This window comes from Pseudomonas sp. M5A4_2d (assembly GCF_053345295.1).
Window position 1 is genome coordinate 702,102 of the sequence record NZ_JBKEZW010000001.1, and the last position, 14,335, is coordinate 716,436.

At 59.2% G+C, this 14,335-nt stretch carries 13 protein-coding genes and 4 tRNA genes; 15 read left to right on the top strand and 2 right to left on the bottom strand.

All coding sequences use genetic code 11. The features are described from left to right. Positions 1-185: 185 nt before the first annotated feature. From accD to ACLBW8_RS03290, 10 genes are all read left to right on the top strand, one after another. Entirely contained in the window at positions 186-1,106 is a 921-nt protein-coding gene (gene accD / locus ACLBW8_RS03245; RefSeq protein WP_064453246.1) for an acetyl-CoA carboxylase, carboxyltransferase subunit beta, read from the top strand. Next, entirely contained in the window at positions 1,103-2,410 is a 1,308-nt protein-coding gene (gene folC / locus ACLBW8_RS03250) for a bifunctional tetrahydrofolate synthase/dihydrofolate synthase (protein ID WP_447804563.1), read from the top strand. The genes accD and folC overlap by 4 nt, the downstream gene beginning before the upstream one ends. Continuing rightward, positions 2,394-3,050, top strand: a complete 657-nt coding sequence (locus ACLBW8_RS03255; RefSeq protein ID WP_064453244.1) for an SPOR domain-containing protein — start codon at positions 2,394-2,396, stop codon at positions 3,048-3,050. The genes folC and ACLBW8_RS03255 overlap by 17 nt, the downstream gene beginning before the upstream one ends. A 247-nt stretch (positions 3,051-3,297) precedes the next feature. Beyond that, positions 3,298-3,855 carry a CvpA family protein gene (locus ACLBW8_RS03260; RefSeq protein WP_003212681.1) on the top strand — a complete coding sequence of 186 codons (558 nt, stop codon included), beginning with the start codon at positions 3,298-3,300 and terminating at the stop codon, positions 3,853-3,855. A 41-nt stretch (positions 3,856-3,896) separates the two neighbouring features. Next, positions 3,897-5,402 (top strand): amidophosphoribosyltransferase, encoded by a 1,506-nt coding sequence (gene purF / locus ACLBW8_RS03265; protein WP_064453243.1) that lies wholly within the window; start codon positions 3,897-3,899, stop codon positions 5,400-5,402. A 65-nt stretch (positions 5,403-5,467) separates the two neighbouring features. Then, positions 5,468-6,679, top strand: coding sequence for an O-succinylhomoserine sulfhydrylase (locus tag ACLBW8_RS03270; RefSeq protein WP_447804564.1), 1,212 nt, complete (start codon positions 5,468-5,470; stop codon positions 6,677-6,679). Between the two features lie 11 nt (positions 6,680-6,690). Then, on the top strand, positions 6,691-7,455 hold the full coding sequence (locus ACLBW8_RS03275) for an SDR family oxidoreductase (protein WP_082895925.1): 765 nt from the start codon (positions 6,691-6,693) through the stop codon (positions 7,453-7,455). 107 nt (positions 7,456-7,562) lie between these two features. Then, positions 7,563-7,638 (top strand) — tRNA-Val (locus tag ACLBW8_RS03280). A 55-nt stretch (positions 7,639-7,693) separates the two neighbouring features. Further along, a tRNA-Asp gene (locus ACLBW8_RS03285) sits at positions 7,694-7,770 on the top strand. Positions 7,771-7,874: 104 nt separating this feature from the next. After that, a tRNA-Asp gene (locus ACLBW8_RS03290) sits at positions 7,875-7,951 on the top strand. Between the two features lie 239 nt (positions 7,952-8,190). Here ACLBW8_RS03290 and ACLBW8_RS03295 read toward each other — a convergent pair. Continuing rightward, positions 8,191-9,474, bottom strand: coding sequence for an NAD(P)/FAD-dependent oxidoreductase (locus ACLBW8_RS03295; RefSeq protein WP_447804565.1), 1,284 nt, complete (start codon positions 9,472-9,474; stop codon positions 8,191-8,193). 184 nt (positions 9,475-9,658) lie between these two features. Between ACLBW8_RS03295 and ACLBW8_RS03300 the strand changes: the two genes are divergently transcribed. The 5 genes from ACLBW8_RS03300 (at position 9,659) to pcp (ending at position 14,089) form a co-directional block, all read left to right on the top strand. Next, positions 9,659-9,735, top strand: a tRNA-Val gene (locus ACLBW8_RS03300). Between the two features lie 1,375 nt (positions 9,736-11,110). Continuing rightward, positions 11,111-11,536 (top strand): GNAT family N-acetyltransferase, encoded by a 426-nt coding sequence (locus ACLBW8_RS03305; protein ID WP_447804566.1) that lies wholly within the window; start codon positions 11,111-11,113, stop codon positions 11,534-11,536. Between the two features lie 240 nt (positions 11,537-11,776). After that, complete coding sequence (locus ACLBW8_RS03310) at positions 11,777-12,493, top strand: DUF969 domain-containing protein (RefSeq protein WP_064454981.1); 717 nt, start codon at positions 11,777-11,779, stop codon at positions 12,491-12,493. Next, a complete protein-coding gene (locus tag ACLBW8_RS03315; RefSeq protein WP_447804567.1) occupies positions 12,490-13,440 on the top strand; it encodes a DUF979 domain-containing protein in 951 nt (316 codons plus the stop codon). Before ACLBW8_RS03310 ends, ACLBW8_RS03315 begins: the two co-directional genes overlap by 4 nt. 7 nt (positions 13,441-13,447) lie before the next feature. Next, complete coding sequence (gene pcp, locus ACLBW8_RS03320) at positions 13,448-14,089, top strand: pyroglutamyl-peptidase I (protein WP_447804568.1); 642 nt, start codon at positions 13,448-13,450, stop codon at positions 14,087-14,089. 6 nt (positions 14,090-14,095) lie between these two features. Here the strand turns inward: pcp and ACLBW8_RS03325 are convergent, their stop codons facing one another. Next, a complete protein-coding gene (locus ACLBW8_RS03325; RefSeq protein WP_064453237.1) occupies positions 14,096-14,320 on the bottom strand; it encodes a hypothetical protein in 225 nt (74 codons plus the stop codon). Positions 14,321-14,335 lie beyond the last annotated feature (15 nt).

The window sequence follows — 14,335 nt, forward strand, 5'->3', positions numbered from 1 at the left end:
GCGGGAGGCCCGGAAATGAAGTGGCAACCCTGCGCTGGCAGGTTGTCTGGAAGGCTGAGGAGGCATGCGGGAAATGGCCGGTCGAACGTCTGACCCCGTCCAGCATGTGTCATCGCCACATATGAATTTAGCTCAAGGGCATACGCGGGGCTGTGTTCAAGCCACCGGTACTGGAGAAAGAAAGCATGAGCAACTGGTTAGTAGACAAACTGATCCCTTCGATCATGCGTTCCGAGGTGAAGAAAAGCTCGGTTCCTGAAGGTCTGTGGCACAAGTGCCCATCCTGCGACGCGGTGCTGTACCGCCCCGAGCTGGAAAAGACCCTGGACGTTTGCCCCAAGTGCAACCACCACATGCGTATCGGCGCCCGCGCCCGCATCGACATTTTCCTCGACGCCGATGGCCGTAACGAGCTGGGCGCCGACCTGGAGCCGGTTGACCGGCTCAAGTTCCGCGACGGCAAGAAGTACAAGGACCGCCTGACCGCTGCGCAGAAGCAGACCGGTGAGAAGGACGCGCTGATTTCGGTCAGCGGCAAGCTGCTGGGCATGCCGGTTGTCGTGTCCGCGTTTGAGTTCTCCTTTATGGGCGGTTCCATGGGCGCCATCGTGGGTGAGCGTTTCGTACGTGCCGCCAACTACGCCCTGGAAAACCGTTGCCCGATGATCTGCTTCGCCGCCTCAGGTGGCGCGCGTATGCAGGAAGCGCTGATCTCCCTGATGCAAATGGCCAAGACCTCCGCGGTACTGGCGCGTCTGCGCGAAGAAGGCATTCCGTTCATCTCCGTGCTGACCGACCCGGTCTACGGCGGCGTTTCCGCCAGCCTGGCGATGCTGGGTGATGTGATCGTCGGTGAGCCGAAGGCCCTGATCGGCTTTGCCGGCCCGCGCGTGATTGAACAAACCGTTCGCGAAAAGCTGCCGGAAGGTTTCCAGCGCAGCGAGTTCCTGCTTGAGCACGGCGCCATCGACATGATCATCGCCCGTGGCGAGCTGCGTCCACGCCTGGGTAACCTGCTGGCGCAAATGATGGGCCTGCCGACACCGGTGTACATCGCGCCTAAAGTCGAGCCAATCGTCGTGCCGCCGGTGCCTGCAAACCTATGACCCAACGTACCCTGGGCGAATGGCTCGCCTACCTTGAGCAGTTGCATCCGTCCGCCATCGACATGGGCCTGGAGCGCTCGCAACAGGTAGCGGCCCGCCTTGGGTTGGGCCGGCCGGCACCGCGCGTGGTCACGGTGACCGGCACCAACGGCAAAGGCTCTACCTGTGCCTTTGTCGCGGCGCTGCTGCAAGCCCAAGGGCTGAAAGTGGGCGTGTACAACTCCCCGCACCTGCTGCGTTACAACGAGCGGGTGCAGCTCAATGGCGTCGAAGCCACTGACGAGCAGCTCTGCGAAGCCTTCGCCGCGCTGGACGTCGGGCGTGGTGAGATATCCCTGACTTACTTCGAGATGGGCACCTTGGCGGCGTTCTGGTTGTTCGAGCGTGCGCAGTTGGATGTGGTTGTCCTGGAAGTTGGCCTGGGTGGGCGTCTGGACACGGTCAACGTGGTGGATGCCGACCTCGCGCTGGTCACCAGCATTGGCGTTGACCATGCCGACTACCTGGGTAATACCCGTGAGTCGGTAGCCTATGAAAAGGCTGGTATCTTCCGTCAGGGCAAGCCTGCGCTGTGTGGCGACCTGAACCCGCCGCATACCTTGCTCGATAAGGTGCGTGAACTGGATTGCCCGTTTTTCCTGCGGGGGCGCGAATTCAATCTCGAGATTGGCAACCAGCATTGGCAATGGCGCGGGCGTGATGTGCGTGGGCAAGTTGTAGAGTTGCGTGATTTGCCGCTGCTGAACCTGCCGATGGAAAACGCTGCGCTCGCGCTGCAAGCTTACTTGCTGATGGATTTGCCGTGGAATGCCGAGCAGATTGCTGCGACATTGCAGGCGACTCGTGTTGTTGGGCGTCTGGATCGTCGCACGTTCGAGTGGGCTGGCAAGCGTTTGAATCTGCTGCTGGATGTGGGGCACAACCCGCACGCTGCCGAATACCTGGCACAGCGCCTGTCGCGCACGCCACCGGCTGGTCGCCGTTTGGCGGTGTTCGGGCTGTTGGCCGATAAAGACCTGGATGGCGTGGTCGCGCCGTTGCTGAGCAATGTCCAGGCGTGGGCGGTAGCGCCGCTGGATACGCCGCGCACTCGTCCGGCCGCCGAGCTGGAAGTCGCCTTGCAGAACCTTGGCGCATCGGTGGCGTCGTATGCAAGCGTCACCGCAGCACTTGAAGCGCAATGCGCGGTGGCCACGGCCGAGGACGAAATTCTGTTGTTCGGATCATTTTATTGTGTTGCCGAGGCGTTCGAGTGGTTGGCCCGGCGCTCCACGGAGGAAGCTGCACATGGCATTACTGGATAGCGCATACAAGCAGCGAATGGTTGGGGCCCTGGTGTTGGTGGCGTTGGCGGTGATTTTTCTGCCGATGCTGTTTTCCCGTCAGGACGAACAGCGCCAGGTAGTCGTCGAGGCGCCGGCCGCGCCCCAGGCGCCTGCGGTCCCTCAGGTTCAGGTTGAGCCGGTGGTGGTGCCCGAGCCGCAGGCGCTGCCGCAAGAGCCGGTGCCGACCGACGAGGAAATCGCTGCGCAGCAGGCGCCGACCCAGCCGATACAGCCGAGTGTTCCTGTGGTCAAGCCTGCTCCGGCCCCGGTCGTTGCCGCCAAGCCTGTTGCGCCCGCGCCTGCGCCCAAGCCAGTAGCGCCGCAACCGGCTGCGCCGGGTAAGCCTGATGTGGGGCAGAGCCGTATCGATCCGAATGGCTTGCCGATCAGTTGGTCGATCCAGCTCGCCAGCCTGGCCAACCGCGAGAGCGCCGAAGCCTTGCAGAAAAAGCTGCGTACCCAGGGCTACAACGCCTATATCCGTAGCGCCGACGGCAAGAACCGGGTGTTTATCGGGCCGCTGATCGAGCGTGCCGAGGCGGATCGCCTGCGGGACTTGTTGGGCCGGCAGCAGAATCTCAATGGTTTTGTGGTGCGTTTCCAGCCTGAGCGCGGCTGATTTTAAGCGGGAATGCGGTTCAAATGTGGGAGCGGGCTTGCTCGCGAATACGGAGTGTCAGTCACTGAATGTGTATCTGACACACCGTATTCGCGAGCAAGCCCGCTCCCACATTGGTTTTTTAGTGGTCTTAAGATAGCGTTCGCTCTTCACAACCCATTGATTTGCAAAGCACCCGTAATCACAGCTTACCGATAGCCCGGCGCTCTGCTAAAATGCGCCGCCTTATCCGTACGTAGGCTGCACTGTGCCATTTACCTGGGTTGATTGGGCGATCGTTGCAATCGTCGCCATCTCCGCTTTGATCAGTCTAAGCCGCGGCTTCGTAAAAGAAGCACTGTCGTTGCTGACTTGGATCATCGCAGGAGTCGTAGCCTGGATGTTCGGTGGTTCACTGTCGGTTTACCTGGCCGGGTATATCGAAACACCTTCGGCTCGCGTTATCGCGGGCTGCGCCATCATGTTCATCGCCACGCTGCTGGTGGGGGCAATGGTCAATTATCTTATTGGCGAGTTGATACGTGTCACCGGCCTCTCCGGGACCGATCGATTTCTCGGCATGGCCTTCGGCGCCGCGCGTGGCGGCTTGCTGGTGGTTGTGGCGGTCGGGCTATTGAGCCTGGGGCCGGTACAGCAGGATTCGTGGTGGCAGGAGTCGGTACTCGTGCCAAAATTTCTATTGGTTGCAGACTGGTCCAAGAACCTCATTCTGGGGTGGAGCAGTCAGTGGCTGGCCAGCGGAATCAGCGTACCCGCTGATCTTCCGTTCAAGGAACACCTTTTACCGGCCAAAACGCCTCAGTAAGCTGTGTTCAGTCAAGATTCATTAAGTAGGGGTTGCGTCGCATGTGTGGCATCGTCGGTATCGTCGGTAAGTCGAACGTCAATCAGGCGCTGTATGACGCGCTAACCGTCCTCCAGCACCGCGGCCAGGACGCTGCCGGTATTGTGACCAGCCACGACGGCCGGTTATTCCTGCGCAAGGACAATGGCCTGGTGCGTGACGTGTTCCATCAGCGTCACATGCAACGCCTCGTCGGGCACATGGGCATTGGCCATGTGCGTTACCCGACTGCCGGTAGCTCGACTTCGGCCGAAGCTCAACCGTTTTACGTCAACTCGCCTTATGGCATCACCCTGGCGCACAACGGTAACCTGACCAACGTTGAACAGCTGGCCAAGGAGATTTACGAATCTGACCTGCGCCACGTCAACACCAACTCCGACTCGGAAGTGCTGCTTAACGTGTTCGCTCACGAGCTGGCCCAGCGTGGCAAGTTGCAGCCGACTGAAGAAGATGTGTTCGCTGCGGTCACTGACGTGCACAACCGTTGCGTCGGTGGCTACGCGGTGGTGGCCATGATCACCGGTTATGGCATCGTCGGTTTCCGCGACCCCCACGGCATCCGCCCGATCGTGTTCGGCCAGCGTCACACCGACGAGGGCGTCGAGTACATGATCGCTTCCGAAAGTGTATCCCTGGACGTGCTGGGCTTCACCCTGATCCGTGACCTGGCCCCGGGCGAAGCGGTGTACATCACCGAAGATGGCAAGCTGCATACCCGTCAGTGTGCTGTGGCGCCGAAACTCACCCCGTGCATCTTCGAGCACGTCTACCTGGCGCGTCCGGATTCGATCATTGATGGCGTTTCGGTCTACAAGGCGCGTCTGCGCATGGGCGAGAAGCTGGCCGAGAAGATCCTGCGCGAGCGTCCAGAGCACGATATCGACGTGGTGATCCCGATTCCGGACACCAGCCGTACCGCTGCGCTGGAGCTGGCCAACCATCTGGGCGTCAAGTTCCGCGAAGGTTTCGTCAAGAACCGCTACATCGGCCGTACCTTCATCATGCCGGGCCAGGCAGCGCGCAAGAAGTCGGTCCGCCAGAAGCTCAACGCCATCGAGCTGGAATTTCGTGGCAAGAACGTGATGCTGGTGGACGACTCCATCGTGCGTGGCACCACGTGCAAGCAGATTATCCAGATGGCCCGCGAAGCCGGTGCGAAGAACGTGTATTTCTGTTCCGCCGCGCCTGCCGTGCGTTACCCGAACGTGTACGGTATCGACATGCCGAGCGCCCACGAACTGATCGCCCACAACCGTTCGACCCAGGACGTGGCCGACCTGATCGGCGCCGACTGGCTGATCTATCAGGACCTGCCGGACCTGATCGAAGCGGTCGGCGGTGGCAAGATCAAGATCGAGCAGTTCGACTGCGCCGTGTTCGACGGCAAGTATGTGACCGGTGATGTCGATGAGGCTTACCTGAACAAAATCGAGCAGGCGCGTAACGACTCGTCGAAGATCAAGACCCAGGCGGTCAGCGCGATCATCGATCTGTACAACAACTGAGTAAACACCGGCCCTGAGGGGCCGGTTTTGTATCTTAAATAAAGAATTGAGTGAGGAGTCGCAGCATGAGTCAGGAATGGGATGCCGGTCGGTTGGACAGCGACCTCGATGGCGTAGCTTTCGATACCCTGGCTGTGCGCGCCGGCCAGCACCGCACCCCGGAAGGTGAGCACGGTGACCCGATGTTCTTCACCTCAAGCTATGTGTTCCGCACTGCTGCCGACGCCGCTGCGCGTTTCGCCGGTGAAGTGCCGGGCAACGTTTATTCGCGCTACACCAACCCGACCGTGCGAGCGTTCGAAGAGCGTATCGCGGCGCTGGAAGGTGCTGAGCAGGCAGTGGCCACGGCAACCGGCATGGCGTCCATTCTGGCCGTGGTGATGAGCCTGTGCAGCGCGGGTGACCACGTGCTGGTGTCGCGCAGCGTATTCGGTTCGACCATCAGCCTGTTCGAGAAGTACTTCAAGCGCTTCGGTGTTGAAGTGGACTACGTGCCTTTGGCCGAACTTTCCGGCTGGGAGGCGGCAATCAAGGCCAACACCAAGCTGTTGTTCGTCGAGTCGCCTTCCAACCCACTGGCCGAGTTGGTGGATATCGCCGCCTTGTCCGAAATAGCTCATGCCAAAGGCGCGATGCTGGTGGTCGATAACTGCTTCTGCACGCCTGCCTTGCAGCAGCCGTTGAAGCTGGGCGCAGACATCGTTGTGCACTCGGCCACCAAGTTCATCGATGGCCAGGGCCGTTGCATGGGCGGCGTGGTTGCTGGCCGCAGCGAACAGATGAAGGAAGTGGTGGGCTTCTTGCGTACCGCTGGCCCGAGCCTGAGCCCGTTCAACGCCTGGATCTTCCTCAAGAGTCTGGAGACCCTGAGCCTGCGCATGAAAGCCCATTGCGCCAATGCGCAGGCTTTGGCCGAGTGGCTGGAGCAGCAGGACGGTATCGAGAAGGTCCATTACGCCGGCCTCAAGAGCCACCCGCAGCACGCGTTGGCTCAGCGTCAGCAGCGTGGTTTCGGCGGTGTGGTGAGCTTTGAAGTGAAAGGTGGCAGAGAAGGCGCCTGGCGCTTTATCGATGCGACGCGCTTGATCTCCATCACCGCCAACCTGGGTGACAGCAAAACCACTATTACTCACCCAGGCACCACTTCCCACGGTCGTCTGACCCCGCAAGAGCGTGAAGCGGCGGGCATCCGTGACAGCCTGATTCGCATCGCCGTGGGGCTGGAAGATGTGGCTGACTTGCAGGCTGACCTGGCCCGCGGGCTGGCTGCCTTGTGATCGAGTGGTCCATGGACGCTGCAGCGACCGGTAACGGCCGCGTTGCACTGGTGACGGGCGCGGCGCGCGGCATTGGCCTCGGTATCGCCGCGTGGCTGATCAGTGAAGGCTGGCAAGTGGTGTTGACCGACCTGGACCGCGAGCGCGGTTCCAAGGTGTCCAAGGTGCTGGGTGACAATGCCTGGTTTATTACCATGGACGTGGCCGATGAGAAACAAGTCGCCCAGGGCGTCGCCGAGGTGCTGGGCCAGTTCGGGCGCCTGGATGCGTTGGTGTGCAACGCGGCAGTGGCCGACCCGCGCAATATCACCCTGGAGAGCCTTGACCTGGCTTACTGGAACCGGGTGCTGGCGGTGAACCTCAGTGGGCCGATGCTGTTGGCCAAGCACTGTGCGCCGTATCTGCGTGCCCACGGCGGTGCCATCGTCAACCTGGCGTCGACCCGGGCCCGCCAGTCGGAGCCCGACACCGAAGCCTACGCGGCGAGCAAGGGCGGCCTGCTGGCCCTGACTCACGCCTTGGCCATGAGTCTGGGGCCAGAGGTGCGGGTCAACGCCGTGAGCCCTGGTTGGATCGATGCGCGTGATCCTGCTGCTCGGCGTGCCGAGCCATTGACCGATGCCGATCACGCCCAGCATCCGGCGGGCAGGGTGGGTACGGTTGAAGACGTGGCAGCGATGGTGGCGTGGTTGCTGTCGCGTCAGGCGGGGTTTGTCACCGGGCAGGAGTTTGTGGTTGACGGTGGCATGAGCAAGAAGATGATTTACAGCGAGTAGGACCGGTAGCCGTCTTGAAGCAATTTTGTCTTTTTCAGAAAAACTTCAAGCGGGCTATTGACTTAGGTCCGCTATCTGCGTAAATTTCGCGGCCTCAACGAAGCAAAGGGTGATTAGCTCAGCTGGGAGAGCATCTGCCTTACAAGCAGAGGGTCGGCGGTTCGATCCCGTCATCACCCACCACTTCTTGAGAGTTTTGCTTCAGGGCAAGACGCAACGTTAAAGGTTGCACCGACGCGCAGCGGTAGTTCAGTCGGTTAGAATACCGGCCTGTCACGCCGGGGGTCGCGGGTTCGAGTCCCGTCCGCTGCGCCATATTTCCAGGTTCGACTTGTCGGGCTTGAGATCGAACAGCCAAGGCTGAACGATCAGATGTTTAAAGACGGTTGAGCGTTCACGCGCAGCCGGTCAAGCGATACGCAGCGGTAGTTCAGTCGGTTAGAATACCGGCCTGTCACGCCGGGGGTCGCGGGTTCGAGTCCCGTCCGCTGCGCCATATCTGCCTCAAGGCCCACTGAACGCCTTGAAGCACAAAGCAAGCGTTAAGCTTCTTTGATCCGATAGCAAAGACCCTGGTCGAAAGACCGGGGTTTTTTGTGTCTGCAATTTGGCTCCGGCTGTTCCTCGGTCAGAAATGTGGGAGCGGGCTTGCTCGCGAATACGGTTTGTCAGCTACATATTCAGTGGCTGACACACCGCCTTCGCGAGCAAGCCCGCTCCCACAATCAGGTAGGCTCAGAACCCCAACTTATCCCGCAGCCCGTAGTACCAAGCGCCCAGCGCCGCAAACGGCGTGCGCAACAGTTGCCCACCCGGGAACGGGTAGTGCGGCAGATCAGCAAACGCATCAAAACGCTCAGCCTGGCCTCTCAACGCTTCTGCCAGCACTTTGCCAGCCAGGTGCGTGTACGTCACGCCGTGGCCACTGCAGCCTTGGGAGTAATAGATGTTGTCGCCCAGGCGACCAACCTGCGGCAGGCGCGACAGGGTCAGCAGGAAATTACCGGTCCAGGCGTAGTCGATTTTCACATCCTTGAGCTGCGGGAAGGCTTTGAGCATCTTCGGGCGGATGATTGCTTCGATGTTTGCCGGGTCACGCGCGCCATACACCACGCCGCCGCCGAAGATCAGGCGCTTGTCGCTGGTAAGTCGGTAGTAGTCGAGCAGGTAGTTGCAGTCCTCGACGCAGTAATCCTGCGGCAGCAACGTCCTGGCCAGCTCATCGCCCAGCGGTGCGGTGGTGATGACCTGTGTGCCGCATGGCATCGATTTGGCCGCCAGCTCCGGCACCAGGTTCCCGAGGTAGGCGTTGCCCGCGACGATGATGAACTTGGCCCTGACCTTGCCCTCGGCAGTGTGCACCACTGGGTTGGCGCCGCGCTCGATGCGCACTGCCGCCGATTGCTCGTAGATCGTGCCGCCCAGGGATTCCACAGCCGCCGCTTCGCCCAGCGCCAGGTTGAGCGGATGAATGTGTCCGCCACTCATGTCCAGCAGGCCGCCGACATAGTTGTCACAGGCCACCACTTCGCGGATACGGCGCTCGTCCAGCAACTCCAGTTGCGTATGGCCGTAGCGCTCCCACAAGCGTTTCTGCGACTCCAGGTGGCCCATGTGCTTGCTATTGAGCGCGGCGAACACGCCACCGTCCTTCAAATCGCACTGGATCTGATATTTGGCCACGCGCTCGCGAATAATCTTGCCGCCTTCAAACGCCATCTGCCCAAGCAACTGTGCCTGCTTGGGGCCGACGCTACGCTCGATTACATCAATATCGCGGCTGTAGCTGTTGACGATCTGCCCGCCATTACGGCCCGAGGCGCCAAACCCCACTTTGGCGGCTTCCAGCACGGTGACGCGAAAACCGCTCTCCAGCAGAAACAGCGCGCTTGAAAGGCCGGTGTAGCCGGCGCCAATCACGCATACATCGGTTTCGACTTCACCTTGCAGTACCGGGCGCGGCGGAACCGCATTCGCGGATGCGGCGTAATATGACTGGGGGTAGGGGGTGTTCGCCATCCTGGAACCTCTGTTTTATATTTTTTACGAGTGCGCCGATCCTACCTGAGTTGAAAATTGCCTGCCAGCCACCCGAAAACCTCGGGTCTGCCCTGCGCGAATAAATAATTCGCATATTCATAGGGTTAGCTGCAAAAAAGATGTTGACACCCCTTCGGAATTCCGTAGAATGCCGCCTCACAGCAGGCACGTAGCTCAGTTGGTTAGAGCACCACCTTGACATGGTGGGGGTCGTTGGTTCGAGTCCAATCGCGCCTACCAAACAAAATCCGCTCTGCTGGGCGGTCTAGAAGGGCTCACCGAAAGGTGGGCCCTTTTTTGTTGTCTGCGATTTGAGTCGGCGTCCAATTTAAGCTTCGTCGTGCAGTGCTGAATAGCTTTGGATTCAATCCGCTATGGGGTAATCAGCGCAGGTGTTTTGAGGGATCGACAAAAATAGCCTATATCCGTACGAGCGCTCTTCACGCTACTGTTATAACGAATGTTTTGGTGAAGTCAGCTTTAAGGAAAAGGCTGCGAGATAAAATAAAATTCGAATGTCGCGTGATAACGGCTCGAAGGGAACAATGAGAAAAAACCGTAGTGTTGGATTGGATTTCACGCGAATCATCGCTTGCTTAATGGTTGTTGTTTCTCCTATGTCCGCAACGGGCGTTGTCGAATTCAGTCATGACTAGGTTGAGTGGTGATTGCAGTGGGTTAAGTGCCTCATCGTTTGTCGGGTTAAGTGGGTTTGTGTTTCTTGGCGCTTATGTGTTTGATCGGATCAAAACGCAGGTGAAGCAATCGCTTCTGGCTGATACCGCAGGTCTTATCACGAGCGCCGTGTGCACCGCGTTGGTGACCTATTGGTTATCTCTGCGAGACGGCACGCCCAGTTAACTGTTTTTTCTTACCTTTCGCCTTTTGTCGTGGCGGGGGCTGTTTTCGGGTTTCGGCTATTGATGGGTCTAGGGACGCGACTGTCCAGATACGCTAGAACATTAAATGTGCTGGCAGGCTCTACCCTGGGTGGGTACTGCTTACATATCTTTGTGATGAACAGGCTGAGTATCGTCTATGGCCCCTTCATTGAAGGCCATTCGATGCTCTGGGTTATTCCTGCGCTGGTTTTCGCTGTCTTCATCATGACGCTGGCACCTATATCTATTGCGCGCCAGTTCAAACCCTTCAGGCATATTATTTAAGGGTCGGGTGCGAAGATGTCCGCCGCATGGGCTCCAGCGGTAGATGTGGAAGGCGGCTGTTACTGACTGATCAGCAGAACAGGGTAGCGACCGATAACAGGCAGATGATTTGAACAACCAACTGGCACCGTATTTCACCATTCGTTGTCGCCATACCTATTTGTCCGGCGTACATAGTGGCTCCTCTTCGCTGGCAAAGTACCGTGAGCGGTGCGCACAACGCGTGACCGCGTTATTGAGTATAGGTCTGGAACAGGATTTCGCTGTCGAACCGATCTGCGTGGATCAATACCGCGCTTTCAAATGGGCGCCGCAGCGCTGGAAGCGTTGCCGGTGGGGCCGCAGCATTAAGAGGCCTGTAGTCAATCTGCACCGATTGTGAGGTGCTGCGCAAGCCGCAGTGACCCTGCATACTGACGGATGATTGAATTCAGCCCAGGGAGCAAACGATGGAATTGGCAATGGAAGTGTCGTTCGACGTGACGGCGCAGGAGCGTGAGGCCATCCTCAAACCGCTGAGGGCTTATAACCTCAGCCATACCGGTGCAATGGCATTTGAAACCGTCGGCATTTTGCTACGTGATCCCACTTCTCAAGAGGTGGTGGGCGGTCTATATGGGAAGATTTCCTACGGATGGTTGTTCGTTAAACTCTTGAGCATTCCGGACCAGATGCGTACTCAAGGAACCGGCACGCGTTTGATGGGCGCCGCTGAAGATCTGGCGCGTGAACGCGGATGTGCCGGGATCTGGCTGGACACCTTCAGCTTCCAGGCGCCGGACTTTTATCGCAAGCTGGGCTTCAGTGAGTTTGGTCATATCGCTGATTATCCGCCGGGCCATCAACGGTACTTTTTTCAAAAACGCCTGGGCTAAATCCCTGCACGGCGCCGGATCATCTGGCGCCAATTACCCACAAAATTTATTGGTTTGCAGCAACAATTTTTCTTGTTGGACACCCCCGCCCCCAAGCAGCACAGTTGCCGCCACTGACGCTCGACCTTCCAGGTCAACAATAAAAACCGCGCCGGGCTGCACGCTATTTTCATGCTGTGAACCCTTTGTTCACATCCTGCTGTAATGGCGCCGCAGCGCGCATTCAAGGACCTCATCGTCATGCAAACTGTTGTGAACCTATGGCCGTTGATCGGCGTACTTGTCATCGTGGTTGGCTTCGTCTTGCGCTTCAATCCACTGTTGGTAGTCACCGCCGCCTCCATCGCCACAGGGCTTGCCGCCCACTTTCCGTTGGACAGAATCCTCGCCAGCATGGGCGAAGGTTTTCTTCAAACGCGCGCCCTGCAACTGATCTTGTTATTGCCCCTGGCAGTCATTGGCCTGTTGGAGCGCCATGGTTTGCGCCTGCACGCGCAGAACTGGATCGCTCGCTTTGAACGCGCCACCGTCGGGCGTTTGTTGATCATCTATCTGTTTGTGCGCGAGTCCACGGCGGCGATGGGGCTCACCAGCCTGGGTGGGCATCCCCAAATGGTGCGGCCGCTGCTGGCGCCGATGGCCGAGGGCGCCGCCGAAAAGCGCTATGGCAAGCTGCCGGACACGCTGCGTCACAAGGTACTGGCCATGTGTGCGGCAACCGATAACGTCGGGCTGTTTTTCGGTGAAGACATCTTTGTCGCCTTCGGTGCGATTGCGCTGATGCATACCTTCCTGCTGGGTTCGGGCATAGATGTGGAGCCGTTGCACATTGCGGTATGGGGCATCCCGACGGCGATTTGTGCCTTTATCATCCACGCGATTCGCCTGCATCGGTTTGACCGAAGACTCACCCGCGAGATGACGCCCGCCGTCACGCCTGTGGAGGCCGCGCAATGATCATCTCGATTGAATACCTGTACTGGCTTGCCGGCATTTTGTTGCTGATTACCGCAGGCATGATCCTGATGGATCGAACTCATCCCAAGCGCTGGTCCAGCGCCGCATTTTGGCTGCTGTTCGCTATACCGTTCCTGGTCGGGGAGCGCTTGCCGCCGATACTCATTGGCGTTGGCGTGGTAGTGATGGCGTTGATCGCAGGTTTTGGCGGCGTCGGTCGAGGCGCACATGCCCAGTTGCATGACAAGTCTGCCCGTGCCAGTGCTGGTCGACTGGGCCACAAGCTGTTTATCCCGGCGTTGGCCATTCCCTTGACTACCGTGATTGGTTCGGTGTTGCTCAAGCACACCGAAATCGGTGGCGTGCCACTGCTGGACCCGAAAAACACCACCTTTGTATCCCTCGGTGTCGGTTGCCTGATCGCCCTCGGCCTGGCCTGCTGGTTGACCCGCGATACGCCTGTGCAAGCCTTGCGCGAATCCCGGCGCCTGACCGAAGCCTTGGGCTGGGCCATGGTGCTGCCGCAGATGCTGGCGATGCTCGGGCTTTTATTCAATGAGGCCGGGGTCGGCACGGCGGTTGCGCATGTGACTACCACCTACATCAACCTGGATTTCAAACTGGTTGCGGTGATGGTGTATGTACTGGGCATGGCCCTGTTCACCGTGATCATGGGCAATGGCTTTGCGGCTTTTCCGGTCATGACCGGCGGTGTTGGCGTGCCGGTACTGGTGGGTATCTATGGTGGTAACCCGGCGGTGATGGCGGCGATCGGTATGTTCTCCGGCTATTGCGGTACGCTGATGACGCCTATGGCGGCCAACTTCAATATCGTGCCGGCGGCGTTGCTGGAGTTGCCGGACAAGAACGCAGTGATCAAGGCGCAACTGCCGACTGCGTTAATGATGCTGGTCGTCAATATTGTCCTGCTCTACCTGTTGATGTGAGGTCAACGTGCAAACTTTACTGCTGACGGGCTTCGAGCCCTTTGATCAAGACCCGGTCAACCCGTCCTCGGAGGCGGTGCGCCAGTTGGATGGCGTGCAACTGGCCGAGGGTGTGCAGATTGTTGCGCGCCTGCTGCCTTGTGCGTTTGCCACGGTGGGGCAGTGCCTGGCTGGGCTAATCGCCGAATTGCGCCCGGCGATGGTGATTGCCACGGGTCTCGGGCCTGGGCGTAGTGATATCTCCGTGGAGCGAGTCGCGATCAACGTTAACGACGCGCGCATCCCCGACAACCTGGGTGAGCAACCTATCGATACGGCGGTCGTGGTCGACGGGCCGGCCGCCTACTTCAGCACGCTGCCGATCAAGGCTATGGTCAAGGCGATGCGCGAGGCTGGGATTGCGGCGTCGGTTTCGCAGACGGCGGGCACATTTGTGTGTAATCAGGTGTTTTACCTGCTGCAGCACGCGCTGGTCGGTACGGACGTTCGCAGCGGGTTTATCCATGTACCGAACCTGCCGGAGCAAGTCGCAGACAGTGGGCAGGCTTCGATGCCGTTAGTGACGACAGTCGAGGGGCTGCGCGTAGCCGTACGTGCGGCATGGAACACTCAGGTTGATTGGGTGCAAACCGGTGGGCAGATCAGCTGATCTGCCTTAGCCGTTCAACAGTCGGGTCAGGCCGACGGTAATGGCGCACGCGAGCCCGGTCATTGCGAACGCGGTAGCGACGTACCATTTGATGAGATTCAGCTCTGTGGTCGCCAGGTCCGCCTTGGTGGCGAAGTGCTTTTCCATAGAGTCTGCCCTGCTCGAAACGGCGAATAGCTTCTCTTTCATTTCAGCCAGCCCTTTTTCCAGTAAACCCAAGCGTTTTTCCATGCCCGAACCTCCGTC